This window comes from Pseudomonas sp. D47 (assembly GCF_045447305.1).
Lineage (GTDB): Bacteria > Pseudomonadota > Gammaproteobacteria > Pseudomonadales > Pseudomonadaceae > Aquipseudomonas.
Map to the genome: position 1 here is coordinate 33555 of NZ_JBJGXU010000028.1, position 26350 is coordinate 59904.

The 26350-nt window shown below is 61.8% G+C and carries 19 protein-coding genes and 1 pseudogene; 9 read left to right on the plus strand and 11 right to left on the minus strand.

The genetic code is table 11. The annotated features are described in order from the left end of the window. Nucleotides 1-18: 18 nt before the first annotated feature. The 5 genes from ACI77I_RS18780 to ACI77I_RS18800 all read right to left on the minus strand — a co-directional run bounded on the left by ACI77I_RS18780 (nucleotide 19) and on the right by ACI77I_RS18800 (nucleotide 5922). Nucleotides 19-702 carry an EboA domain-containing protein gene (locus tag ACI77I_RS18780; protein ID WP_406998151.1) on the minus strand — a complete coding sequence of 228 codons (684 nt, stop codon included), beginning with the start codon at nucleotides 700-702 and terminating at the stop codon, nucleotides 19-21. Then, nucleotides 699-1568: a UbiA family prenyltransferase gene (locus ACI77I_RS18785; RefSeq protein WP_242156080.1), complete on the minus strand. Its 870-nt coding sequence runs from the start codon at nucleotides 1566-1568 to the stop codon at nucleotides 699-701. Before ACI77I_RS18785 ends, ACI77I_RS18780 begins: the two co-directional genes overlap by 4 nt. 5 nt (nucleotides 1569-1573) lie before the next feature. Then, nucleotides 1574-3439, minus strand: a complete 1866-nt coding sequence (locus ACI77I_RS18790) for a 3-dehydroquinate synthase (protein WP_094951858.1) — start codon at nucleotides 3437-3439, stop codon at nucleotides 1574-1576. A gap of 403 nt (nucleotides 3440-3842) precedes the next feature. Then, nucleotides 3843-4880 (minus strand): hypothetical protein, encoded by a 1038-nt coding sequence (locus ACI77I_RS18795; protein WP_242150506.1) that lies wholly within the window; start codon nucleotides 4878-4880, stop codon nucleotides 3843-3845. Nucleotides 4881-4980: 100 nt separating this feature from the next. Further along, nucleotides 4981-5922, minus strand: coding sequence for a LysR family transcriptional regulator (locus ACI77I_RS18800; protein WP_094951860.1), 942 nt, complete (start codon nucleotides 5920-5922; stop codon nucleotides 4981-4983). A gap of 109 nt (nucleotides 5923-6031) precedes the next feature. Between ACI77I_RS18800 and ACI77I_RS18805 the strand changes: the two genes are divergently transcribed. Further along, complete coding sequence (locus ACI77I_RS18805; protein WP_242150502.1) at nucleotides 6032-7531, plus strand: CoA-acylating methylmalonate-semialdehyde dehydrogenase; 1500 nt, start codon at nucleotides 6032-6034, stop codon at nucleotides 7529-7531. 1243 nt (nucleotides 7532-8774) lie between these two features. After that, entirely contained in the window at nucleotides 8775-9371 is a 597-nt protein-coding gene (locus ACI77I_RS18810; protein ID WP_242150500.1) for an imm11 family protein, read from the plus strand. 42 nt (nucleotides 9372-9413) lie between these two features. On the opposite strand, the gene ACI77I_RS18815 is transcribed toward ACI77I_RS18810, so the two are convergent. The 4 genes and pseudogenes from ACI77I_RS18815 to ACI77I_RS18830 all read right to left on the minus strand — a co-directional run bounded on the left by ACI77I_RS18815 (nucleotide 9414) and on the right by ACI77I_RS18830 (nucleotide 15894). Beyond that, nucleotides 9414-10679 (minus strand): carbohydrate porin, encoded by a 1266-nt coding sequence (locus ACI77I_RS18815; protein ID WP_406998152.1) that lies wholly within the window; start codon nucleotides 10677-10679, stop codon nucleotides 9414-9416. A gap of 51 nt (nucleotides 10680-10730) precedes the next feature. Further along, nucleotides 10731-13142, minus strand: a pseudogene (locus tag ACI77I_RS18820) (glucose/quinate/shikimate family membrane-bound PQQ-dependent dehydrogenase). Nucleotides 13143-14034: 892 nt separating this feature from the next. After that, entirely contained in the window at nucleotides 14035-14922 is an 888-nt protein-coding gene (locus tag ACI77I_RS18825) for a proline iminopeptidase-family hydrolase (protein ID WP_406998153.1), read from the minus strand. A gap of 81 nt (nucleotides 14923-15003) precedes the next feature. Beyond that, nucleotides 15004-15894, minus strand: coding sequence for a bestrophin family protein (locus ACI77I_RS18830; RefSeq protein WP_242150491.1), 891 nt, complete (start codon nucleotides 15892-15894; stop codon nucleotides 15004-15006). Between the two features lie 437 nt (nucleotides 15895-16331). On the opposite strand from ACI77I_RS18830, the gene ACI77I_RS18835 reads away from it, so the two are divergent. Together ACI77I_RS18835 and ACI77I_RS18840 are read left to right on the plus strand one after the other, a co-directional pair. Beyond that, nucleotides 16332-16916 carry a papain-like cysteine protease family protein gene (locus ACI77I_RS18835; RefSeq protein WP_263273380.1) on the plus strand — a complete coding sequence of 195 codons (585 nt, stop codon included), beginning with the start codon at nucleotides 16332-16334 and terminating at the stop codon, nucleotides 16914-16916. Between the two features lie 13 nt (nucleotides 16917-16929). Then, complete coding sequence (locus tag ACI77I_RS18840; protein WP_406998154.1) at nucleotides 16930-17529, plus strand: hypothetical protein; 600 nt, start codon at nucleotides 16930-16932, stop codon at nucleotides 17527-17529. A gap of 217 nt (nucleotides 17530-17746) precedes the next feature. Here ACI77I_RS18840 and ACI77I_RS18845 read toward each other — a convergent pair whose 3' ends face one another. Both ACI77I_RS18845 and ACI77I_RS18850 read right to left on the minus strand, forming a co-directional pair. Further along, complete coding sequence (locus ACI77I_RS18845; protein ID WP_094952623.1) at nucleotides 17747-18469, minus strand: FadR/GntR family transcriptional regulator; 723 nt, start codon at nucleotides 18467-18469, stop codon at nucleotides 17747-17749. A 47-nt stretch (nucleotides 18470-18516) separates the two neighbouring features. Further along, nucleotides 18517-20253, minus strand: coding sequence for an IlvD/Edd family dehydratase (locus ACI77I_RS18850; protein ID WP_242150485.1), 1737 nt, complete (start codon nucleotides 20251-20253; stop codon nucleotides 18517-18519). 191 nt (nucleotides 20254-20444) lie between these two features. Between ACI77I_RS18850 and ACI77I_RS18855 the strand changes: the two genes are divergently transcribed. Genes ACI77I_RS18855 through ACI77I_RS18875 form a run of 5 tightly spaced genes read left to right on the plus strand, consistent with a single transcriptional unit; the run spans nucleotide 20445 to nucleotide 26287 of the window. Further along, the gene (locus ACI77I_RS18855; protein WP_406998155.1) at nucleotides 20445-21767 is read left to right on the plus strand and encodes an MFS transporter; all 1323 of its coding nucleotides are present in this window, start codon (nucleotides 20445-20447) and stop codon (nucleotides 21765-21767) included. A 15-nt stretch (nucleotides 21768-21782) separates the two neighbouring features. Next, complete coding sequence (gene araD1 / locus ACI77I_RS18860; protein WP_406998156.1) at nucleotides 21783-22775, plus strand: AraD1 family protein; 993 nt, start codon at nucleotides 21783-21785, stop codon at nucleotides 22773-22775. Nucleotides 22776-22785: 10 nt separating this feature from the next. After that, on the plus strand, nucleotides 22786-24366 hold the full coding sequence (locus ACI77I_RS18865) for an aldehyde dehydrogenase (NADP(+)) (protein ID WP_242150480.1): 1581 nt from the start codon (nucleotides 22786-22788) through the stop codon (nucleotides 24364-24366). A gap of 15 nt (nucleotides 24367-24381) precedes the next feature. Next, nucleotides 24382-25245, plus strand: coding sequence for an SMP-30/gluconolactonase/LRE family protein (locus ACI77I_RS18870; RefSeq protein WP_406998157.1), 864 nt, complete (start codon nucleotides 24382-24384; stop codon nucleotides 25243-25245). Between the two features lie 37 nt (nucleotides 25246-25282). Then, complete coding sequence (locus tag ACI77I_RS18875) at nucleotides 25283-26287, plus strand: substrate-binding domain-containing protein (protein ID WP_242150474.1); 1005 nt, start codon at nucleotides 25283-25285, stop codon at nucleotides 26285-26287. The last annotated feature ends 63 nt before the right edge of the window (nucleotides 26288-26350 follow it).

Sequence of the window (26350 nt, forward strand, 5' to 3'; positions counted from 1 at the left end):
AAGGGAAGGCGATGTGCGTCAGTTCAGGTAGGCGTGCCATTGCACCGGCAAACGCAAGCCGCGCAGGCGCTGCAGTTGCGCCGGGCTGAGCAGCTCGAAGGCAATCACCCGGGGCAGCCCGGGGGACACGGTTCGTTCGGCGGCGAGTTGTTCGTCGAGCAGGTCGAGGGCCAACTGATTAAGCGTGACGCCGTGGCGTTGCGTGAGGCCGACCAGGCGCCCCACGTCGAGGCCCATGCCGAGTGCCTTGAGCACCAGTTGGTGAAAGGCGCGCTCCGAGTAGTGGCGTGACGGGTAGGCCGTGTCGAGGGCGAGGGCGGCAAACACCTGCGGGTTGCTGGTGCGCCCGGCCTGCAAGGCCAGTTCGAGGCACTCGCCGTCGCTGTCGAGCCAGTCGAGGGCGCTAAGCAGAGCGATTTTTTCCTGATCGTCGCCCCACAGGAACAGCTGGCGCAGCAGCGGCAACTGCTCGGCAGCCTCGGTGTATTCGAGTGCCTGGGCCAGCAGCAACCCGCGCGCTAATTTCACCGCAGGTGCCGGCAGGTAACGCTTGCACTGGCCGCTCAACAGCGCCGCTGTGGTGGCGCTGGGTTGCTGGGCAAGCTGTGCCTGCGCCGCTTGCCACCCTTGCAGTTCGGTGGCTTCCAGTTGCTGGCTCAGGGTTTGTTGGCGTTCGGTGAGGCCATCCTGGCGTATGTTCATGTCGGCTTGATCCAACGCTGAAAGTGGGGGAGCAGAAAAAACACCAACACACACAACAGGCTGCCCAACGGCTGGTTGGCTACCGCCAGCACCAGTGCATCGAACAACGGCAAGGCGGCCAGGCCTGCGCCGATAAACGCGCGGACGTTTCTGTGCTGCGGGTGGGCCAGGTGCTTCCAGTAATGCCAGCCCAGCCAGGCCAACCACAGCAGCAGCACCGGCCAGAACCACAGGTTGTTGGAATAGAACGCCAGGGCCAGCGGGCTGAGCATCAGCAGCAACGGCAGGCGGCTGATCAACTGGTTGCGGTGTTCCTGGCGCGCCAGGTAGGTCAGGCCGCTGATGTACACACCGAGCAGAATCGCGCACAGCCAGATTGGCTCCGGCGGCACCGCCAGGCTGGCCGCCGCCGTGAGGTACAGCGCCGAGCGGCAGGCGCCCATCAGCCACACGCTGTGGGCGTATTTCTTGTGCAGCAGGTTGTAGCCGACGATGCAGCCGACCAGCAGCACCACGCCGCCAAGCAGCCAATGCGGCTGGTCGATCAAGCGGCTCAAGCCCAGCACCGCCGCGGCGGCAAGGATCAGCAACAGTGCGGTGGCCAGGCCGACTTGCTGGCGGCTGGCCAAACCCAGGGTGATCGGGCGCGGGTTGTGATGTTGCTGGTCCCAATCAGCATCGAGCCAGTCGTTCAACAGCATGCCGGCCAGGTACAGCAACGACAGCGTGATCAACAGCAGCACCCACACCTGCGACGACGGCGGCGCCAGCGCGCCGGCACTGCTGGCGAGCAGGGCGGCGGCCAGGGTGTTGGTCCACACCGTGGGCAGGTTGGAAACCCGGCCGAGGGTCATCCAGGTTTTCATCGGGCTCATTGTGCGTAACCCTCACCCAGTGGCAGCGGCGCAACACTGCGCGACGCCAGCCGTTGCAGCGCCGCCTGCATCTTCGCGCTGTCGATTTCATGCAGGTCCACCGACTGGCCGATGCGGTTGAGCATCGGGATCGACAGTTGCCCACCCAAGTGCTGGCGGAACTCCTCCAGGCCTAGCAGCAGCGGCGAGCGGCCCTGTGCATCGATCAAGCTCAGCTCCGGCGGGCACAGGTTGAAGCCCAACGTGCACAACAGGTTCATCACCCGCTCAGTGTCGGTATCGCCGAGCAGCCCCAATGCATTGGCATACAACCCATCCAACGCCATGCCCACCGCGACCGCTTCGCCATGGCGCAGCCGGTGGTGGCTGAGGTTTTCCAGTTTGTGCGCGGCCCAGTGCCCGTAATCCAGCGGCCGACCGTTACCGCGTTCGAACGGGTCGCCGGCACCGGTGATGTGCGCCAGGTGCAGCTCGGCGCAGCGGCGAATCGCGTAGCGGCTGGCGGGGTGATCGAAGCGGGCGAGGGCGTCGGCGTGCTGCTCCATCCACTCGAAAAATGCCTGGTCCTTGATCAGCGCCACCTTGACCGCCTCGGCCAGCCCGGCGATCTGGTCGCGGCGGGTCAGGCTGGTGAGCAACTGGAAGTCATTGATCACCGCCGTGGCGGGGTAGAAGGCGCCCAGCAGGTTTTTCTGGCCGAAGGCATTGATGCCGTTTTTTACGCCAATGCCGGCGTCGTTCTGGGCCAGCACGGTGCTGGGAATTCGGATCAGGCGAATGCCGCGGTGGAAGGTGGCGCAGGCGTAGCCCACCGCATCCAGCACCGCGCCGCCGCCTAGGGCCAGCACGTAGCAGTGCCGGTCCAGGCCGTGTTGCAGCATGTCGGTGTAGAGCTGCTCCAGCACTTGCGCGTTTTTGCTCAGCTCACCGGCCGGCACGGCGATGGGCGCGGCGTGCACGTGCAGGTCGGCATGGGCGGCGAAGTAGGCGTCGATCTGTGCCAACAACTGGGGCGCGCTGTGCAGCAGTTGCTCATCGGCAAACACCATCACCTTCACCGGCCCGTTGTGTGGGTGAGTGAGTTGCTGATGCAGGCACGGGTTGAGCGGGTCGAACAGGTGGTCGGTGAAGATCACCGGGTAGTCGTAACGGACCTCGAACCGCCCGCGCAGGGGCTGATCCACACTGGGCTTGCGCTTGAACAGGCTGTAACCGGCCACAAACGCCAGCGGCAACACCATGCTGGCGAGGAGGGTGACCAGCAGCGCGTGCTGCTCGATCAGCAACGTGCCAATGGCGGTGTAGGCCAGCGCCAGCCCCGCATTCGCCAACGTGGTAATCAGCAAAAACGCGCGCAGTGGATAACGCTGCATCCCGGCGGCCACTACCGAAGTTTCCGCCAACACCGGCACACCGCGCAGGCAGATCAACGACAACGTACCCAGCCGATACGCCAACTGCCCAGGCTGGCGCTGATGCAGCCCAAGGCGGCCGGACAGCAACCGAAAATAACCGGCCCCCAGCGCATAACCCAACCCGGCGCCCAGGCACAGCCCGATGAAAATCACCAGGTAACCCCCGAGGCTGCCGAGTACGGCCACCGCCAGCAGCGCGACCATGCTCGACGGCACCGGCAGCACCACGTCGAGGGCGAGCAGGGCGATCAGCAGCAGTGCCAGGTTGAATGCTTGGGCAGGTGTCGAGGGTTGGTACAGGTTGAGGTGAGTCAGGAACGCTTGGATCTGTTGTTCAAACAACAGGAAGCTGGCAATCACCAGCACAGAAAAGCCCATCAACGACAGCCAAAAATGCGCGGCTGGCCCCTTTTTCGAAAACGCACGATACCACCGGCTGCGCTTCATCAAAGCATCCCTTTTGAGAGTTAAGACTTAAGTTCCGTGTCACTGTTAAGCGCTGTTTTTAGAGCAATAGAACCCCTGGCCTGAAGGGCGGGTTGTATACGTAATGGCTGATGGCTTTCACGGTATTCATGAACTTAGCCGGTTGTGGTTGTTTTGCAAGTTTGCGAACGGATGTGTTTGAAACTGGCGTTTCAGGAGGCGCAGCCAGGCGGTGTTTATTCAGTGTTTACAATTAGTTGTATGGACTTTTTCCGCGCGTCAATAAGCCGTTGTTCATGGCCCTTGCCAGTAAAAACTTAATCAATAAGTCGCTAGGTTCGTTATGTAGATTATTGCCGCTGGCTATATGTAACTCTAACAGCGGCGGGTGGTTGGGAACGGTTCCGCTTAACTCGGTGAGGGGTTAAGGCGCCGTGTCTGGTACCGCCCGATACACCGCGACCTGGTCCGAACGAATGGTCTCTTTCAACGTATACGTCGAGCCCGTCTTGATCTTGACCTTCCACTGTTGCGCCGCCTGGGAAGCGTTGGCGTTAAAGGCGGCGTCCGGGACGGCGGCGAAGGTGTCGTAGCGATACAGGGTGTAGGGCACGCTCGGCTTCAACCCGGAGACCGTCACGGTCAATGCCAACGCGGCAGACGGGGGCCGGGTATTGGCGTGTTGCGCCATCGGCGGTTGCTCGTCGATCACCTCGGTCCACAGCCGCACCGGCAGCGTCTGGCCGTCGTGATCGATGATGCCGGTCACTGCCACGCCGAACTGCCTGTTGCGCGGCAGGGAATACAGCGCCTGTGACGGCGCGTTGGCCTCCTGGCGGTTAGCCTGGAAGCGGTCGAACGAGAAGTGATACCGATACGCCGGGGCGCCGTCGGGTGACCAGAGGCCGTTGTCGCTCAGGGCCAGCACATCGTCGGGGTAAGCGTGCGGCGGTAACGTCAGCGGGTATTTCGACGAGATACCGTTCACCGGCACGATATGGTCGTACTGCGCGTCGCCGGCCTCGGCCTCAGTGGAGCCTTGGAACGCGTGCATGTTTTCATACACACCGATGATCACCGGGTAACCGGCCAGCACATTGCCCTTTAACCACGTCAGGAAGGCGTTGGCGTCCGGCGTGTTGACACTGTTCCACTGCACCGCCTGCAAATGCATCCGAGCGGCGGCGGCGCCATCGTTCACACCCACCAGCAACTGGCTCCCCGCTTTGGACTGGTCAATACCCGGGCTGGCAATGGCCCGGGCGTCGTATTGGGAAACGTACTGGCCGTAGTAGAGCCCGGCGCTGACGAAGGCCGCTTCACCGCAGTAACCGAAGTTCGCCGTCCATTGCAGACGCGGCGGGATATCGTTCTTCAGGCGTGCGGCGCCAACGTCTTGAGCCCAGAGCCCTGCGGGCAACAACAGGACCATGAGCAGTACGCGTGGGTTGAGGGCCAACATGTCGATCGCCTTTGAACGTAGGGCTGATCAGGTTATCGACTCTCGATGGAGTTTCCCGTGAGGTTGTGTGGAGAAACGATGACCATGCTGAGTGCAGACTTCAATTGCCCACGAAGCGAAAACCACCGGATAGCTTGTCCTTGAGAAACCCCACCAACGCAGTCACTGACTTCGGCACATGCGGGGAGTACGGCCGAATCAAGTAAATCTCATCGGCAAACGCGCCTTTGAGCGTCCAGCCCTTGAGCACCTGCACCAACGTGCCACTGGCCAGCGCGGCATGCGCGCTGAAATCCGGGAGCAGGGCGATGCCCAGGTGGTTGAGCGCCGAGTCACGCAGGGCTTCGCTGTTGTTGGTGGAAAAGCTGCCGGCGATGGGCACGGTGATGCGCTCGACTTTTTTGCCGCCGCGTTCGAACGTCCACGCTGGCTGGTCGGTACCCCGTGGGTAGTACAGGCAGTTATGTGTGCTGAGATCGCTGGGTTCACGCGGCTCGCCGTGCTGTTGCAGGTAGGCCCGCGTGGCGACCAGCACCGAGCCGGTGTCGCACAGTTTCCACGCCACATGGGTTTCCGGCACCTGGAAGCCGTGTCGCACCGCCAGGTCGTAGCCTTCGGCGGCCAGCGAACTCAGGGCGTCCGACACGTCCAGCTGGATGCGCACCTGGGGGTAGCGCTGCAAGAATTCGGAGAGGTGCGGCACCAATTGTTGTCGGGCAAACGCTACCGGTGCGGTGAGGCGGACCAGGCCGCGAATCTCCCCGGCAGAGTCGCGCACCGAGGAGAAGCTGCGGGCGATGTGTTCATAGGCGCTACGCACTTCGCGGGTCAATGACTGCCCCGCATCGGTCAGCCGCACGCTACGTGTGGTACGGGTGACCAGCCGTGTACCCGTGGCCTTTTCCAGGTCCGAGATACGCTGGCTGACCGCGGATTTGCTCACGCCCAGGCGCGCGGCGGCGGCGGTGTAGGTGCCTTGCTCCTCCAGCACTGACAGCCAGTGAATATGCGTCCAGAGCCCCTCGATCTCAGCCTTTTCCATGATTCTATTGTTCGCCTATAAGGACAATCAGTTCTGGATTCTGCTCTGGTTTGGAACAAACCGAAAGCCTATCGTGGGCTCCAACGTTACCGACCTGGGATCAACTGCCATGAGCATCACCCTCGAGCACTACATCAACGACCAGCGCGTTTCCCGCGATGATCGCTATCAGGACGTCTACAACCCGGCCACTGGCGAGGTGACCGGCCGTGTCGCGTTGGCCAGCCGCCAGACCGTGGGCGAAGCCGTCGCCGCCGCCCAAGCCGCGTTCGCCGGCTGGGCCGACACGCCGCCGATCCGCCGTGCCCGTGTGCTGTTCGAGTACCTGCACCTGTTGCGCGAACGCAAGGACGACCTGGCGCGCATCATCGTCGCCGAACACGGCAAGGTGTTCACCGACGCCCAGGGCGAAGTCGACCGGGGCATCGACATTCTCGAATTCGCGTGCGGCATTCCGAACCTGCTCAAGGGCGAACATTCCGACCAGGTTTCGCGGGGCATGGACAACTGGACGATGCGCCAGCCACTGGGTGTGGTTGCCGGCGTGACGCCGTTCAACTTCCCGGTGATGGTACCGATGTGGATGTACCCGATCGCCATCGCCGCGGGCAACACCTTCATCCTCAAGCCAAGCCCGACGGACCCGAGCGCCTCGCTGTTCATGGCCGAGCTGCTGCGCGAAGCCGGCTTGCCCAAAGGCGTGTTCAACGTGGTGCAGGGCGACAAGGAAGCGGTGGATGCACTGATCGAACACCCGGACGTCAAGGCCGTGAGCTTTGTCGGCTCTACGCCGATTGCGCAATACATCTATGAAACCGGCGCCCGCAACGGCAAGCGTGTGCAAGGCCTGGGCGGCGCGAAAAACCACATGGTGGTGATGCCCGATGCGGACATCGAAAAAACCGTCGATGCGCTGATGGGCGCGGCTTACGGCAGTGCCGGCGAGCGCTGCATGGCGATCTCGGTGGCGGTGCTGGTGGGCGATGTGGGCGACAAAGTCATCGCTGCCCTGACCGAGCGCGCCAAGCTACTGCGCATCACCGACGGCCGCGATTTAAAGGCCGAGATGGGCCCGATCGTTTCGCGCGCGGCACTCGAGCGCATCAGCGGCTACATCGAGCAAGGCGTGCAAGCCGGCGCGCAATTGCTGCTCGATGGGCGTGACTACGTGCCCACCGAACCGGGCCTGGAAAATGGCTTCTGGCTCGGCGCTACCTTGTTCGATCACGTGACGAAAGACATGAGCATCTACCGCGAAGAAATCTTCGGCCCGGTGTTGGCCTGCGTGCGCGTGGATGACTTTGCCGAGGCGATCAAGCTGGTCAACGACCACGAATTCGGCAACGGTGTCAGCTGTTTTACCCGCGACGGTAATATTGCCCGCGAGTTTGCACGGCGTATCGAAGTGGGCATGGTCGGCATCAACGTGCCGATCCCGGTACCGATGGCCTGGCACGGTTTTGGTGGCTGGAAGAAGAGCTTGTTTGGTGACATGCATGCCTACGGCACTGAAGGCGTGCGCTTCTACACCAAGCAGAAGTCGATCATGCAGCGTTGGTCGGAGAGTATTGAGCAGGGCGCGGAGTTTGCGATGCCCGTGTCTAAGTAACATCGGAACACTGTAGGTCAACGGTGGGAGCGGGCTTGCCTGCGATGGGCATAGGTATCTACGCAACTTCTTGTGTCGTGCTAGGCCGATGACGGGTTTTTAGGTAGATATGAGTACATATCCGTTGCTGCGGTAACGGCGGCTATTGGTTCCGCCCTTACGGCGGGTCACTTTTGGAAAAGAGCCCCAAAAGTAACCAAAAGGGCTCTTGCCCCACCACTCGGTGCCTCGCCTAGGCTCGGCATGCCCTCACTCCGGCTTGAATCCGTGGGCCGCCGCCATGGGCCATCCTTGGCCCATCGCGGCTAACCCGGCGTCCTGCCGGGTTACCCACGGATTCAAGCCTGCGTTCGGCCATCGTGGTTTAACGGGGCGCCTCAGATCAAGATCAAAAGCAGATCAAAAGCAAGAGCACGGCGGCCTAGTAGCCGACCTGAGTGGTAGAAGCAAAAGCAGGGCAAAAGCACAGCAAAAGCACGGCAGTACACTCTCTGTCTGATGTACTGAGATCCCAATGTGGGAGCGAGCAAGCCCGCTCCCACAATTTTGACCGAGTTTAGCTGCCAGCACTGCAATGCTCTGCTTTTCTGTGGGAGCTGGCTTGCCTGCGATGCAGACACCTCGGTGTATCAGGCATAGCCAGTTGATGCCATCGCAGGCAAGCCAGCTCCCACATTAGATTGAGTTCAGCCATCAGGATCAGGTCGGCTGTCAGGCCGCCTCGGTTTTGCTTTTGATTTAACCACTCAGGTCGGCTACTAGGCCGCCGTGCTTTTGATCTTGATCTTGATCTTAGGCGCCCCGTTAAACCACGCTGGCCGAACGCAGGCTTTGGAGCGTGGGTAAACCGGCAGGACGCCGGTTTAGCCGCGATGGGCCAAGGATGGCCCATGGCGGCGGCCCACGGTCCAAAGCCGGAGTGAGGGCACACCGAGCCTAGGCGAGGTGCCGAGTGGTGGGGCAAGAGCCCTTTTGGTTACTTTTGGGGCTCTTTTCCAAAAGTGACCCGCCGTAAGGGCGGAACCAATAGAGGCCATGACCCAAATAACGGATATGTACCCAGCGCCCCCCGCGACAACCAAAGAACTCAACCCATAAAAAGATGTGTAGATACCTATGCTGCGATGGCGGTGTATCAGTCGTGCATTCGCTGGCAGACCCACCGCCATCGCGAGCAAACGCGGCTCCCACATGACTCAGGTGCTTCATACTGTCGGCTGGCGCGGGAGAAAGGATGAATGACATGCGGTATTACTTACTCAGACCGGATCACGCAGTACCGGAAAAATGGGTACTTGGGGACATACGGCACGTTAATAACTGGCACTTCAGAGATCCGCCGGTTAATTACATGGAGCCAGGCAGTTACACCCTCGACGTCAGGTTTGAAGGCGCTGAGGTTGATTACGCTTTGGCGGGTTATGGCAGTGTCCCGGTATTGAGCAGAAGAGCGCGTGATGCATTAGTGGGCTTGCCGGAGGTGGATGAGCCTTATCACCACCTCGTACTTGAGCCGGTGCAAATCGCGAACACGCGCGTTGAACAGGACTATTTCGTGATGATCATCGAGACGCAGGTTGAATGCGTCGATGAACAGCGCTCGGAATATCAGCGGTATACCGTAGATGATCCGGTGAGGCCGGACTTGGCGGGGGATTATCGCGGCTTTACCAGGCTCGTTATTGACCCGGTAAAAGTAGCTCGCCGAGATATTTTCAGGCTTAAGCACTATCTAGGCGCAATCATCGTCAGTGAAGAAGTAAAACGTCGCTTCGAAAGAGCAGGGGTAGTCGGCATAGCATTTGATTCGGTGAATGGTGACAAAACCACGGTGACCTAGGCGCGAGAAGCTGCTGTCGCTCGCACCTAGGCCGTCATCCCGTCAGAAAACGGCTTTCACTTGTAAGCCCAATACCCATGCATTATCGATATCCACCCCGGAAAACGCCCCCGGCTCAATGATGTATTGCACATCCGGGCGCAGGGTCAGCCATGGCGTGGCCTGGTAGCCGTAGCTGAGCTCGATCAACTGCTCGGCATTGTTCAGGTTGGGGTAGTCCGCCCCCGCGTTGAACGCTGCCAGTTCCTGCACGTCGCGACTGCGCGGGTTCGGCACCGCGCGGCCATAACCCAAGGCGACGGTATCGCGTGGGCGACCTTCAAACGGCTTGTACAGCACCACGCCCGCGCCATACCACTTGCTGAACGGCGAGGCGGCCTCACTGGCGGCCGAGTATTGGCCGAAAGCATGCAGCACGCGCCCGGCAGACGAACTGGACGCCCACACCGCCTGATCAATCAGCAGGTAGTGACCGCCCCGGCCGCTGACCTCCTTGTTGCTGCCGATGCGTTTCACGTTGGAGCTGTCGTAGTAATACCCCAGCTTGTATTCACCCGGCAGAGTGCCCGCGTGCTTGTACACCAGCTCGATGGGCACCACGGTACCGGTGGTGTGTTTGGGCTCCAGGTGCCAGGCGCGGCTGGCGTTGCCGTTGCTCGACGGGTCGACATTGAACGCCGCCACGCGCAGTTGCCAGGACGGTGAGAAGTCGTATTTCACTCGCGCGCCGAGGTGCGCGTTCGGGTAGTTGGCCCAGCCGCTGCCGCCGGACATGTTCAGCGGGTGGCCGCAGAAACCGGCGTTCATGAAGTTGCACAGGATGCCGCTGTCGAGGCCACCGAGGTCATTGCCCATTGCCATGTAGCCGAGCTTGACGTTCAGCGCGGGGGTAAACAGCGTGCGCTCGTAGCTCAGCTCGGTGAGCCGTGTGTAGAGGCCGCCGTAGTTTTCCTGGATCGGCAGGCGGTTGCCCACCAAGTCTTCGGAGGCACTGCTGCCACGCCGGTCGTTGATGGTCAGCTGGATGCGGTCGCCATTGTTCAGGCCGTAGAGCTTGCCCAAGTCGAACTGCACGCCAAGCTTGATGTTTTGCGAGTAGCGCGCCGAGCGGTGCTGGCCGCCGTCGGCGTTGTAGGCGGTCTCGCCGCTGTAGTCGCCGGTGAAGCGGATGCCTTGCTCGTCGAGTTCACGGCGCAGGCCGCCCCAGTCGCCGGTCAGGGTGGTGTCGTCGGCTTGAACGGGCAGGGCGGCCGCAAAGGCCAGGCCCAGCACCAGGCCGCCAAAGGGCAGATGAGAAGTGGGGTTCATGCGTGGTTTCCAAACAGAAGCGCGGTGCGGGGGCACCGCGCGAACACAGGGTTATTCCGGCAGTGCGTAGGCGATCACGTAGTCGCCACGGTCGGTGGACTGGCGCGCGCCGCCGGCGGTGATGACGATTTATTGCTTGCCGGTTTTCGGCGACACGTAGGTGATCGGGCCACCTTGGCTGCCCACTGGCAGGCGGGCCTTCCAGACTTCATCACCGTTGCCGCTGTTGAAGGCGCGCAGGTAGAAGTCCTGGGTGCCGGCGATAAAGATCAGGCCGCCCTGTGTCGACAGCGTGCCGCCCAGGGTTGGCAGGCCAACCTTGATTGGCAGGTGCATGCGGATGCCCAAGGGGCCGGTGTCTTCAACGGTGCCGACCGGCACTTGCCAGGCGATCTGCTGGGTCTTCATGTCAATGGCCGTCAGGGTGCCGAACGGTGGCGCCTGGCACGGAATGCCGGCGACCGACAGGAAGCGGTTTTTGTTCACCGCATACGGTGTGCCTTTGAGCGGCACGGCGCCCATGCCAGTGTTCAGCGCTTCGCCACCGGTCGAGGTCTGGGCCTTGTTCTGGGACGGCACCATCTGGATCCACAGGCCCAGGCGCATGTCGTTGACGAAGATAAAACCGTGCACCGGGTCAGTGGAAATACTGCCCCAGTTCATGCCGCCCAGGGAGCCCGGGAAGCTCAGCGATTTATCGGTGCCGGGCGCGGTGTACAGACCTTCGTAGCGCATGCCTTTGAAATCAATGCGGCACAGCAGTTGGTCGTACGGCGTGGCGCCCCACATGTCCGATTCGCTCAGGGTTTGCGCGCCGATTTGCGGCATGCCCACCGATTTAGGCTGGGTCAGCGAGTAGGGCTCGTTAGGGATGTTGGCGGCCTTGACCGGCACTTCCTTGACGTCGGTCAGCGGCTTGCCGGTGGCGCGGTCGAGCACATAGATCTGCCCAACCTTGGTGCCGATCACCACCGCCGGTACAGGTTTGTCGCTGCCCGGTGGAGTGAAGTCGATCAGGCTCGGCTGCATCGGCAGGTCGAAGTCCCAGAGGTCATTGTGGACGGTCTGGTACACCCACTTTTCTGCACCGGTGGAGGCGTCCAGCGCCAGCACCGAGGCGCCGTATTTGTGGTTGAGTTGGGTACGTTCCACGCCATAGATGTCAGTGGACGAGCTGCCCATCGGCAGGAAAACCGTGTTCATCAACGGGTCATACGACATCGGCGCCCAGCTGTTCGGGGTGCTGCGCACGTAGGTGCTGCCGGCGGCCGGGGCTCTCTTGTCCTCGGGGTTGCCCGGGTCGAAGGCCCAGCGCATTTGCCCACTGATCACGTCGAAACCACGGATCACGCCGCCGGGCATGTCGGTCTGCACGTTATCCGCCACGCGCCCGCCCACCACCACGGTGGTGCCGGCGATCAGCGGTGCCGAAGACAGTTGGTAGTAGCTGTCCGGCACATTGCCCAGGCCGGCTTTCAAATCCACTTGGCCGTGGGTGCCGAAGTCTTCACAGAACTTGCCGGTGTCGGCGTCCACTGCGATCAGGCGCGCATCAATGGTGTTGGTCAGCAAGCGACGCTGGCACTGCGCACCGGCGGCTACGCTGGCCGCGATAATTGGCGAGCTGTTCGGCTGGGTCGGTTGAGCAATCGGCGCGGTGGCGTCGAAATACGCCATGCCCCTGCAACGCTGCCACACCGCCGACGTGGCGTTAACTTCGTTCTTCCACAGCTCTTTGCCGGTGTCGGCATCCAGTGCGATCAGGTTGTTATGCGGCGTGCAAATGAACACCTTGTTGCCGATTTGCAGGGGTGTCAGTTGGTCTTCGGCACCGTTGCCGTCGCTGATGGCCACGTCGCCGGTGTGGTAGGTCCACGCCACTTTGAGCTTGTTGACGGTGTCGCGGTTGATCTGGTCCAGCGCCGCAAAACGGCTGCCGCCTTCGGTATTGCCGTAGTGCGCCCAGTCTTTCTGCGCATCGGCCGCCGCCACCGGCGTGATGCCGGGGCCTTTGCCGGTTGGCGCTACGCTTGGGTGCGCGACGAACATATTGCCCGCCGCTACCGCCACGCCAACGGCCATCACGGCCGCGATGCCGTAAGCACCACGTGCAGGCCTGCCGGCCAGCAGCGGGTACACCAGCGCCACCACCACACCGATCACCGCAAACATGAACAGCCGCGAGAACAGCGGCCAGAACACCAGGCCGACATCCGCCACCGCCCACACGGCCGTGCCCACCAGGAAGGCCGCGAACAACCACGCGCCAGCCGGTTTACCCCGCGCGATCAACAGACCAGAAACCGCCATGGCCACGCCGCCGATCAAGAAGTACCAGGAACCGCCCAGGCTGACCAGTTTGGCGCCGCCAACGGCCATGGCCACGCCGAGCAGGGCAATGACAATGCCCAGGCCCAGCAGGAGAAATCTAGAGGCGCCAGCGGCGCGCGATGCTCGTTTCATATCGACAGAACTCGAAGGTGAGTGGGCAAAGACGCGATTTTAGCAAGATAAGTAACTAGTTAGTACATTACGCCTGGTAATAGTCTTTTACAGGCTTGGGGATGATGGGGTGAGGTTTAGCGCCATTGTGGTGAACGGGCTAACTGTGGCGATTAGGCTCGGTGTGCCTGCGTTCGGCCAGCGTGGTTTTACGTGGCGCCTAAGATCAAGATCAAGATCAAAAGCAAGAGCAAGAGCAAGAGCAAGAGTACTGCGGTGCTGGCAGCCGAACTCGGTCAAATTGTGGGAGCGGCGGTGCGACGATTCGACTTGCTCGCGAATGCGGTGGTTCAGTTACAAATAAGCTGACTGACCCACCGCCTTCGCGAGCAAGCCCGCTCCCACATTTAGATCTCGGTACATCAGACAGAGAGTGTTCTGCTGTGCTGTTGCCCTGCTTTTGCTTCAACCACTCAGGTCGGCTACTAGGCCGCCGTGCTCTTGCTTTTGATCTTGATCTTAGGCGCCCCGTTAAACCACGCTGGCCGAACGCAGGCTTTGGAGCGTGGGTAAACCGGCAGGACGCCGGTTTAGCCGCGATGGGCCAAGGATGGCCCATGGCGGCGGCCCACGGTCCAAAGCCTGCGTGAGGGCACACCGAGCCTAGGCGAGGTGCCGAGTGGTGGGGCAAGAGCCTTTTGGTTACTTTTGGGCTCTTTCAAAAGTGACCCGCCGTAAGGGCGGAACCCCTATCAGCCGTTACCGCAGCAACGGATATGTACTCAATCTACCCAAAGATACGCCAGCCCTAAAACCAAACACCGCGCTCTGGCTGGCAGACCGCGGTGTTTTTATTGGGGCCGCTTCCCAGCCCAACGCAGGGCAAGCCTGCTTGTCACACAGGGCTTGGTCTTCACCCGAAGGGCGCGAGAAACCCATCCACACACGCCATACACGCCTCACGCTCTTCAACATGCGGCATATGGCTCGATTGCTCGAAAATCTGCCAGCGCACGTCGCTGATGCCATCGGCAAACGGCTGCACGGTCGCAGGTGTGGCCTCATCAAACCGCCCGGAAATCAACAGCGTCGGCACCAGGATACGCGGCAGCCGATCAATGATGCTCCAGTGGCGCATGCTGCCGATCACATGGAACTCAGTCGGCCCATTCATCGCGTGGTAGACGGTAGGGTCTTCCTCAATGGCGACATTGGTGCGCTCAACTTCGGCGGGCACCGGCTGGACACGGCACACATGGCGCGCGTAAAACACCTCCGCCGCGGCGTGGTACTCGGCGCTGTCAGTGGTGCCTGCGGTTTCATGGCGTAGCAACGTCGCCTGCACCTCGCGTGGCAGCGCCTGGCGCAGCTCATCCGCCGCTTCGCTCCACAACGCCATGGAGGCTGGCGAGTTGGCAATGATCAATGCTTTCAAACCGGCGGGTTGGCGCACCGCGTGCTCGGCGCCGAGCATGCCGCCCCAAGACTGGCCCAGCAGCGCGTAGTCGCTGATCTCAAGGTGTTCGATCAGGTTGTCCAGCTCCGCCAGGAACAGCGCCACGGTCCAGAAGTCGGGGGAAACGCCGGGCAAATGCGTTGAGCGGCCATTGCCGACTTGGTCGTAGTGCACCACCGCGCGGCCAGTGGCGGCCAGGTCTTTGAAACTGTCGACGTAATCATGGGTGCAGCCCGGGCCGCCGTGAGCGACGATCAAGGGCAGGCGCCCTGAATTCAAGTCGCCGGTGACCCGGAACCACGTCCGATAGCCACGGAATTCGGCATAGCCTTCGCGTACCTGCATGTTCTGTACCTCCTTGGGATCTGATGGGGTACAGGCTAGCGAAAACGGTGCGTCAGGTGTACTGGTAAAAATGATAGGTTATCAACCGATACGCTCGCCACCCAGCGCATCACGCTGCATCGACTGCAGGTTTTTCTCGATGGTTTCGCAGATGCTTTCCATCTGGATCTGGTGCTCGCTGGAGTGAAACGGGCTTTGCAGGTCGGTGCCGATACGTTCGATGGCCAGCAGCATAAAGCCGACCACCGTCGACGCCAGCGGGGTGAACCAGCCCAAAGATTCCACCAGGCCCACCGGCACGATCAGGCAGAACAGCGAAATGAACAGCCGTGGGAAATACACGTAAGGGTAGGGCAGCGGCGTGTTGGCGATGCGTTCCATGCCGCCCTGGGCGTTGGACAGGTCCACCAGCGTCGACTCCAGCCGCGCCAGGCGAATGCTGTCCAGGTGCCCGGCCTTGTATTCGCGGGCCAACAAAGCCGCCGAGCCGGTGAGGATGTCATTGGCAAAGTTGTTGGTCGCGCCGTTGCGCGCGAACTCCTCTGCGGGGATAAACGCGCGCACTTCCTCCGGGCAAGCATTACCCCTGAGGTGCGCCGCCAGGCAATTCACATAGGCCACATGGCGGCGCAGCAGCGTAGCTTTGACCGGGTTGACCTCGCCGTCCGGGTCATCCAGCAAGGTCAGCACCTGGCGGGCAAAGCTGCGCGAGTTGTTCACCATCGCGCCCCACAGCGTGCGGGCTTCCCACCAGCGGTTATAGGCGCTGCTGTTGCGAAAACTGATCAGCACCACCAGCGCCGAGCCCAGCAGCGTCAGCGGCATCAGCGGCAAATTGATCTTGGTGGTCAGAAACAGCATGAAGTCCACCGTGACGGCCACATCCCACAACAGCAGCCAGAACAAAGCCCAGCCCACATAGCCCATGGTCTTGATGATCAGTCGGTATTTTTTGATGATGGCGGCTTTCAAACGAGGACCTCGCGGCGGGCGATAAGCAACAGTGCTTAAGCTCGGACGCCCGTTTGCGGAGAAAGGTTCGCGTTTCGCCTGAATCGTTTCAGTTACGTATGGCTATGTTTCAAACGCTCACGTCTAGGCGTGGCGGCTAGCCTGGAAATTCCGAAACGAAGACTTCGTTGATTTTGACACTGCAAAAAATCCGGCAAATGGGATAGATCGAGCCTTCAGGCAATGCGTCGCCTTTTAGAAACTGTCACTTTTGAGGAAGATTAAATATGCGCATATGCATTTAAATGTTTGCGTTAATGCATATTCGCGCCTAGGGTTACCTCGAGCCAGATCGGAACGCGCCCTCGAATAGGCGCACCCCGGAACGTCGATCGCTCAGTAACACCGCTGCACCCATACACGCTGGACGCGTGTTTTCATTCATGGAGGATTGAAAAATGTTAACCCCTGAAACAACCCGGTTCACCGGCGACCCACAGCCCAACTGCCTGATCGGCCATTTGCTCGACCCGCAACTGGTCGAAGTCGAAGCGGCTCATCAGCCTAAAGTAATGGCGGCCGCCAGCCTGAATTTCAGCATGCAGAAACAAACCCAGACCAACTGGTGCTGGGCGGCTGTTTCCGCTTCGGTCGGCAACTACTACGGCACCGGGTCCTGGACCCAGTGCGGTGTCGCCAGCAACGCGCTGGACCGCAACTGCTGCAATCAGCCGGGACCGTGCAACATCTACGGCTATCTGGATTCCGCCTTGCGAATCACGCGCAGCTACAACGGCATGACTCAAGGCTCGCTGCAGATGCCCGCCATCCAAAACCAGCTCAACAGGGGCCGACCCATCGGTTTGCGTTGCGCCTGGTACGGTGGCGGTGCGCACTTTCTGGTGATCTATGGCACCAACGGCAACTACCTGTTGATCGCAGATTCGATCTACGGCTATTCGACTCGCGCATTGAACTCGTTCCCCGGTTCGTACAACGGCGGCGGCAATTGGACCAACACTTACTTCACCGTAAAAAACTAAGGAGGGCTACATCATGCAACTGACTTATCCAAAGGCGCCCTCCAACGGCGTACAGGTACTGCGTCCAGCGCTGCAAGCTGCGCTGCACACCCAGGGCTTCGGCATCAATCGCCAATTCGCGGCCGCCGTGCCGGGCCAAATCAGGCTGAGCGAAGGCTATCGTGGCTACTCGCTCAGCCTGGAGGACCTGAGTCTGGGTAAAGGCCTGAAAGACGCCGAGATCGGCGATTGGCATTACTTGGTATTTGCCGATGGAGCGACGATTGCCGACGCGCAATTGGCCGACGTACGCGGGCATGTCGAGTTCGCTTCGCTCAACCACGGAACGTTGGCAGCGGCGACGGTGGATGCGCTGAAACTGGCGGAACAGTCGCCGCAATTGCAGGGTAAAACCGTGGAGCTGCGTGTGTTATTCATCTCGGCACTGCACGTTGTGGCCATCTGGCTGCACGCCGACGGCGAAGAGGTGCTGATCCCGATTGAGCCGACCCCCAAGGAACTGGCGGTCACTCAGTTGTACGGTGAGGCGGCGCTGCTCGCGTTGCTCAAACCGGCGGCTGATCAGGCCCGTCAGCGTTTCGACGCGGACACCCGTGGGCAGTTGGGCAGTTGATAAAACCCTAGGGTAAAAAAACCCGGACATGGTCCGGGTTTTTTATCGACATGATTCAGCAAGACAGAGGCACGGTCGGCGTGCATCAGGTCATTTTCAAGCGGCAGCAGGGCGACAGGCGTGGAGGGCACCACGAAGTCATGAGCACCGCAGTACTGCGAGCGTCGTGCGCACATGGCCGGTTCCTCGAACTGCCCCCTGAGCGTAGACGCTGGATTTACAGCGGCGTCAGCACATTCATCACTGTGTCGAGCGCCACGCGCGTGTCATCCAGCTGCACCAGCGAGGCGTGCCGGGCGCCGAGGGCGTCGCGGTTCTGGATCGCGGTGAGGATCGCCTTGTGGCGCGGCAGGCTCAGGCCCTGGATGTCGGGGCGGCGGTTGGTGATGTTGATCGACTCGCGCAACGGCAGTGAGAGCATGTTGCACATGTAGGCGAGCAAGTCGTTGCGGGTGGCATCGGCGATGGCGCGGTGAAAGTCCAGGTCGGCCTGCAGCAGGGCGTCGTGGGTCTTGGCGGTTTCCATGCCCAGGTAGGCTTTTTCGATGGTGGCGATGTCTTCGTCGGTGGCGGTGGTCGCGGCCATGGCGGCGATTTCCGGTTCGAGAATGCGCCGCACGCCGGCCAGTGTGTTGAAGAACTCACTGTGGGGCGTGGTCTGCATCAGCCAGGACAGCACGTCCGGGTCGAGCAAATGCCATTTCAAGCGCGGCCGCACCACGGCGCCTACCCGTGGTTTGGAATACACCAGGCCCTTGGCGCTGAGCACCCGCGTCGCCTCACGCAACACCGAGCGGCTGACCTTGTACTCCTCGCACAGCGTGGCTTCCATGGGCAGGCGTTCTTCGGGCTTGAAGCGACCGGAAACGATGTGCATGCCCAAGTCCTGAACGATCTGGGCATGCATGCTCTTGCGTGGCTTGGGCGGCTGGTGATCCATAAAGAACGGGAGGCTCTGGCTAAATAGGCGGCATCATAGCATCCCAATTAGTGGGAATGACGGGGGACTTCAGCCCCCCGGCAACCCACCAGAAAGTCAAAGTCGCAGCCTTGGTCGGCCTGCAGCACATGGTCGATGTACAGCTGGCGGTAGCCGCCGACGATCAGCTTCTGCGGTGGCGCCAAGTCCGCCATGCGCGCCGCCAGCTCTGCGTCGGGGATGTCCAGGTGCAGGCGGCCGTTGGCGCAGTCGAGTTCGATCCAGTCGCCTTCTTGCACCGTGGCCAACGGCCCACCGGCGGCGGCTTCCGGCGCCACATGCAGCACTACCGTGCCGTAGGCCGTGCCGCTCATGCGCGCATCGGAAATACGCACCATGTCAGTCACGCCCTGGGCCAGCAGCTTGGCGGGCAAGCCCATGTTGCCGACTTCGGCCATGCCCGGGTAACCCTTGGGCCCGCAGTTTTTCATGACCAGGATCGAGTTGGCATCCACGTCCAATTCCGGGTCATTGATGCGCGCCTTGTACATGTCGAAATTCTCGAACACCACCGCACGGCCACGGTGCTGCATCAGTTGCGCGCTGGCGGCCGATGGCTTGAGCACGGCGCCCAGCGGTGCGAGGTTGCCGCGCAGCACGCAGATGCCGCCGTCGGCGCGGATCGGGTTGTCGAGGGTGCGGATCACTTCGTCCTGGCCGTAGATCGGCGAGTCCTTGGTGTTCTCGCCCAGGGACTTGCCGTTGACGGTCAGGGCATTCGGGTGCGGGATCAGGTTGGCCTCGCCCAAGCGGCGCAGCACGGCAGGCAAGCCCCCGGCATAGTAGAACTCCTCCATCAGGAAGCGCCCTGAGGGCTGCAGGTCGACAATGGTCGGCACGCCGCGTCCCATGCGCGTCCAGTCATCCAGGTCGAGTTCGACGCCGATACGCCCGGCGATGGCTTTCAAGTGGATCACCGCGTTGGTCGAGCCGCCGATGGCCGCGTTCACCCGTATCGCGTTTTCAAACGCCTCTTTGGTCAGGATCTTCGACAGCTTCAAGTCTTCGCGCACCATCTCCACCGCGCGCATGCCGGACATATGCGCCAGCACATACCGGCGCGCATCCACCGCCGGAATCGCCGCGTTGTGGGGCAGGGAAGTGCCGAGCGCCTCGGCCATGCAGGCCATGGTCGAGGCGGTGCCCATGGTGTTGCAGGTGCCCGCCGAGCGCGACATGCCGCCTTCGGCCGCGAGGAAATCGTCCAGGGTAATGGTGCCGGCCTTGACCTGTTCGCTGAGCTGCCACACCACCGTGCCCGAGCCGATGTCCTGGCCTTTGTGCTTGCCATTGAGCATCGGCCCGCCGGTGACGACGATGGCCGGCACGTCGCAACTGGCGGCGCCCATCAGCAGCGCCGGGGTGGTTTTGTCGCAGCCGGTGAGCAGCACCACACCGTCGATGGGGTTGCCGCGAATCGCTTCCTCAACGTCCATGCTCGCCAGGTTGCGGGTGAGCATGGCGGTGGGGCGCAGGTTGGACTCGCCGTTGGAGAACACCGGGAATTCCACCGGGAAGCCACCGGCCTCGATCACCCCACGTTTGACGTGCTCGGCGATCTGACGGAAATGCGCGTTGCACGGCGTCAGCTCCGACCAGGTGTTGCAAATGCCGATGATCGGTTTGCCATGGAACTGATGGTCGGCGATGCCTTGGTTCTTCATCCAGCTGCGGTACATGAAGCCGTTCTTGTCGGCGGTGCCAAACCACTGGGCGGAGCGGAGGGCGGGCTTTTTATCAGGCATGATCGACTCTCTTATTGTATGACTATATGTTCTATATGCGCCTAAACATAAGCGTAAAACCAAGGGTTTGGAAGTGTTGTTTTGTAAATAGTCATACTATATAGTCAGCTTCAACTGAGGCATGACCCTGGCTGAATTTGGCCGGAGCCAGCCGCCGAGCTTCTATAAAAACAACAATCGGAGATCGACCCATGAGCCAGGAACTGCGGCTTATTCGGCGCATCACGCTGAAACTGATTCCCTTCCTGATCCTGCTGTACCTGATCGCCTACGTGGACCGCTCAGCGGTAGGTTTCGCCAAGCTGCATATGGGCGCCGATGTCGGCATCGGCGACGCGGCGTACGGCTTGGGCGCAGGGCTGTTCTTTATTGGCTACTTCCTGTTCGAGATCCCCAGCAACCTGATGCTCGATCGCTTCGGCGCGCGGCGCTGGTTTGCACGCATCATGCTGACCTGGGGCGCCATCACCATTGGCATGGCCTTCGTGCAGGGGCCGCACAGCTTCTATGTGATGCGTTTTCTGCTCGGCGCGGCGGAGGCGGGGTTTTTCCCTGGCGTGCTGTACTACATCACCCAGTGGTTCCCAGTGCGCCATCGCGGCAAGATCCTCGGGCTGTTCATCCTCTCCCAACCCATTGCGATGATGATCACAGGCCCCGTGTCCGGCGGTTTATTGGGCATGGACGGCATCCTCGGCCTGCACGGCTGGCAGTGGCTGTTCATCGTCATCGGTACCCCGGCGCTGCTGCTGACCTGGCCCGTGCTGCGCTTCCTGCCGGACGGCCCCCAACAGGTCAAGTGGATGAGCGAGGACGAGAAAACCTGGCTCACCGGCGAGCTGAATAAAGACTTGCAAGCCTACGGCCAGACTCGCCACGGCAACCCGCTGCATGCCCTCAAGGACAAGCGCGTGTTGCTGCTGGCGCTGTTCTACCTGCCGGTGACCTTGAGCATTTATGGGCTCGGCCTATGGCTGCCGACGCTGATCAAACAGTTCGGCGGCAGTGACCTGGTCACCGGTTTCGTCTCAGCAGTGCCGTACATTTTCGGCATCATCGGGCTGCTGATCATCCCGCGCAGTTCCGACCGGTTGAATGATCGTTATGGCCATCTCGCCGTGCTCTATGTGCTCGGTGCCATCGGCCTGTTCTGCAGTGCCTGGTTGAGTGTGCCGGTGCTGCAAATGGCCGCGCTGTGCTTGGCGGCGTTCGCGCTGTTTTCCTGCACGGCAGTGTTCTGGACCTTGCCCGGGCGCTTCTTTGCCGGCGCCAGTGCGGCGGCGGGGATTGCACTGATCAACTCGGTGGGCAACCTCGGCGGCTACATCGGCCCATTTGTGATTGGCGCGCTCAAGGAATCCACTGGCAACCTGGCTTCGGGCTTGTACTTCTTGTCCGGGGTGATGGTGTTCGGGCTGGTCTTGACCGGCGTGGTCTACCGCGTGCTGGAGCGCAATCACGTGCTGCCCGCCGACCAATTCGCCGCCAGCGCGCGTGGTGCTACACGTACTTAATCGAGGAGAAGCTGCATGCGTTTAGTTCAGTTCGAGTTACGCAACGGCGAACGCCGTGTCGGCGTGGTGCAAGGCAGCACGCTAAGAGAAGTGCGCACGGCGCGCAGCGTGCGCGAGTTGGCGCTGGCGGCCATCGAGGCGGGCGTCAAGTTGCAGCAACAGGTCGACAGCCTGGGCCTGGGCGACAGCTACGACTATGCCGAATTGCTGGCCGACCTGAAAATCCTGCCGCCACTCGATCACCCGGACCCGGCTCATATGCTGATCAGCGGCACCGGCCTGACTCACCTGGGCAGTGCCTCGGCGCGCGACAAGATGCACCAGCACGGCGCGCACGACAGCGCGATGACCGACACCCTGCGCATCTTCAAATGGGGCGTGGAGGGCGGCAAACCACCGGCCGGCCAAGCGGGCGTACAACCCGAGTGGTTCTACAAGGGCGACGGCAGCATCGTGGTACGCCCGGGCCAGGCCTTCCCGGTGCCGGCGTTCGCCGAAGACGCCGGTGAAGAGCCGGAAATCGGCGGCCTCTACGTGATCGGCCACGACGGCAAACCCTATCGCCTGGGCTTCGCCGTGGGCAACGAATTCTCCGACCACGTGATGGAGCGCAAGAATTACCTATACCTGGCTCACTCCAAACTGCGCAGTTGCAGCTATGGCCCTGAGTTGCGCGTGGGCGAGTTGCCCCAGCACCTGGCGGGCACCAGCCGCATCCTGCGCGACGGCCAGGTGATCTGGCAGAACGAATTCCTCAGTGGCGAGGCGAATATGTGCCACAGCCTGGAAAACCTTGAGTATCACCACTTCAAATACAGTCAATTCCTGACACCGGGCGACGTGCACATTCATTTCTTCGGCACCGCCACGCTGTCATTCGCCGACGGTATACGTACCCAACCGGGCGATGTGTTCGAGATCAGCCAGGCCGAGTTTGGCGCGCCGCTGGTCAACGCTGTCGGCAAGGCCGGCGCTGCGTTCGAGCCCGGCAATGTCATCACCCTTTAAGGAGAGCACCATGCCCCAGTTCCTCGGCCATAACTACATCGGCGGCCAGCGCAGTGCCAAAGGCCGCGTGACCCTGCAAAGCATTGATGCCAGCAGCGGCGAAGCCTTGGCCCAGACGTTCTACCAGGCCACACCGGAGGAGGTCGACGCCGCCGCCAAGGCCGCCGCAGCGGCTTACCCCGCCTACCGTGCGCTGAGTGCTTCGCGCCGCGCGCAGTTCCTGGATGCCGTCGCCGATGAGCTGGACGCGCTGGGGGATGACTTCGTCGCGCTGGTTTGCCGCGAAACCGCGCTGCCTGCCGCGCGTATCAAAGGCGAACGCGGTCGCACCAGCGGCCAGATGCGCCTGTTCGCAACGGTGCTGCGTCGCGGTGACTTCTACGGCGCGCGCATCGACCAGGCCTTGCCCGACCGCCAGCCACTGCCACGCCCGGACCTGCGCCAATACCGCATTGGCCTGGGCCCGGTGGCGGTGTTTGGTGCGAGCAACTTTCCCCTGGCGTTTTCCACCGCCGGTGGCGACACCGCTGCGGCGCTCGCGGCAGGTTGCCCGGTGGTGTTCAAGGCCCACAGCGGGCATATGGCCACGGCTGAGCAGGTCGCCGATGCGATCATTCGCGCGGCCGAGGCCACCGAGATGCCGGCGGGCGTGTTCAATATGATCTTCGGCGCTGGCGTCGGTGAGGCGCTGGTCAAGCACCCGGCGATCCAGGCTGTCGGTTTTACCGGCTCGCTCAAGGGCGGCCGCGCCTTGTGCGACATGGCGGCGGCACGCCCGCAGCCGATCCCGGTGTTTGCCGAGATGTCGAGCATCAACCCGGTCATCGTGTTGCCACAGGCCTTGCAGGCGCGGGCGGACACGGTGGCTCGCGACCTGACCGCCTCGGTGGTGCAAGGCTGTGGCCAGTTTTGCACCAACCCTGGTGTGGTGATCGGCATTGCGTCGGCGCCGTTCACCGCGTTTACCCAGCAGGTTGCGCGACTGATCGCTGATCAGCCGGCGCAAACCATGCTCAACGCCGGCACCTTGAGCAGCTATGGCAAAGGCCTGGAGAAACTCTTGGCGCACCCTGGCATTCAGCACTTGGCGGGCAATGCCCAGGCGGTCAATCAGGCGCAGCCGCAGGTGTTTAAGGCCGACGTGGCTTTGCTGATCGACGGCGATGAAGTGCTGCAGGAAGAAGTGTTCGGCCCGACCACGGTGTTTGTCGAGGTGGCCGACCAAGCCCAGCTCAGCGCCGCCTTGCACGGCCTGCATGGGCAACTGACAGCCACGATCATCGGCGAACCCGACGACTTGCAGCAGTTCGCCGAACTCACCCCACTGCTGGAACAGAAAGTCGGGCGCATCCTGCTCAACGGCTACCCGACCGGCGTGGAAGTCTGCGATTCGATGGTGCATGGCGGCCCGTACCCGGCCACCTCGGATGCCCGTGGCACCTCGGTCGGCACCTTGGCCATCGACCGGTTCCTGCGCCCGGTGTGCTTGCAGAATTACCCTGATAGCCTGCTGCCCGACGCGTTAAAAAACGCCAACCCGTTGCGTATCCAGCGGCTGGTGGATGGCACGCCATCTCGCGACCCGCTGTAACCACCAGGAGGTTTTATGCCGTGTACCGCAGTTACTGCGCACCGTGCGCAGTTGGGCGAAGGCCCGTTCTGGGACGTGCCGACCCAGGCGCTGTATTGGGTGAATATCGCCGGCAAACAGGCGCTGCGCCTGATGGGCGGACACTTGCAGATCTGGCAGCTGCCCGAGCACGTCTCGGCCTTCATTCCCTGTGAAAGTGGCGATGCGTTGGTCACGCTGAGCAGCGGCGTGTATCGGCTGGACCTGGAAACCGAAGCCCTGAGCTTGCTGTGCGTGGCCGACCCGCAACCCGGTAACCGTGGCAATGAAGCGCGTTGCGATGCCCAGGGCCGCCTATGGCTGGGCACCATGCAGAACAACATTGGCGAGCACGGCGAAGACCTGCCCATCACCCGACGTTCCGGCGGCCTGTTTCGCATTGATGCCGATGTGCAGGTCACGCCGCTGCTACATGGCCTGGGTATTCCCAATACCTTGCTGTGGAGCGAGGACGGTAGCCAAGTGCACTTTGGCGACAGCCTGGATGGCACGCTCTACCGGCATTCGATCCAGGCGGGCGGCCAGCTCGACCCGGCGCAGGTATGGTTCGGTCCGCATTCACGTGGCGGGCCGGACGGCTCGGCGATGGACAGCCAAGGTTATATCTGGAACGCGCGCTGGGATGGCAGCTGCCTGCTGCGCCTGGCGCCGGACGGTGGCGTGGACCAGATTATCGAATTGCCCGTCAGCCGTCCCACCAGTTGCGTATTCGGTGGCCCCAACCTCACCACCCTCTACATCACCAGCGCCGCCAGCCCACTCGATCACCCGCTGGACGGCGCGGTGCTGGCCATCGAGGTCGATGTGCCAGGCACGCCCTGTCACCGCTTTGCCGGATAAACCCAAGACCCAAAAACAACAACAAGGAGTCACCCGTATGAATCGTCGTCGTGGTATCCGTTCCCTATGTTGCGCCGCTGCGGCGGTGTCGGCCCTGAGCCTGAGCGGCCTGTTGCTGGCCGCCGAGGAAGTGAAGATCGGTTTTCTGGTCAAGCAGGCGGAGGAGCCGTGGTTCCAGACCGAATGGGCCTTTGCCGAAAAAGCCGGCAAGGAACATGGCTTCACCGTGATCAAAATCGCCGTGCCCGATGGCGAGAAAACCCTCTCGGCCATCGATAGCCTGGCGGCCAACGGCGCCAAGGGCTTTGTGATCTGCCCGCCGGACGTGTCCCTGGGCCCGGCCATCGTCGCCAAGGCCCGCGCCAACGGCCTGAAAGTGATTGCGGTGGATGACCGTTTTGTCGATGCCAAGGGCAACTTCATGGAGGACGTGCCGTACCTGGGCATGGCCGCCTTCGAAGTCGGCCAGAAGCAGGGCGCGGCGATGGCGGCCGAGGCGAAAAAACGCGGCTGGGACTGGAAGGACACCTATGCGGTGATCAACACTTTCAATGAACTCGACACCGGAAAAAAGCGCACCGATGGCTCGGTCAAATCCCTCGAAGACGCGGGCTTCCCCAAGGACCACATCGTGTTCACCGCCGCCAAGACCCTTGACGTGCCGGGCAGCATGGATGCCACCAACTCGGCACTGGTCAAGCTGCCCAGCGGCGTGAAAAACCTGATCATCGGCGGCATGAACGACAACACCGTGCTGGGCGGCGTACGCGCTACCGAAACGGCCGGTTTTGCCGCCGCCAATGTGATCGGCATCGGCATCAATGGCACCGACGCCATCGGCGAACTGAAGAAAGCCAACAGCGGCTTCTTCGGCTCGATGCTGCCCAGCCCGCACATTGAGGGCTACAACACCGCGAAGATGATGTTCGACTGGGTCACCACCGGCAAGGAACCACCGAAGTACACCGCCATGGACGAAGTCACGCTGATCACCCGTGAGAACTTCAAGCAGGAACTGGAAAAAATCGGCCTCTGGAACTGAGGCAATCAAATGTGGGCGCTGGCTTGCCTGCGATGGCGGTGTGTCACTAGATACATGTCTAGC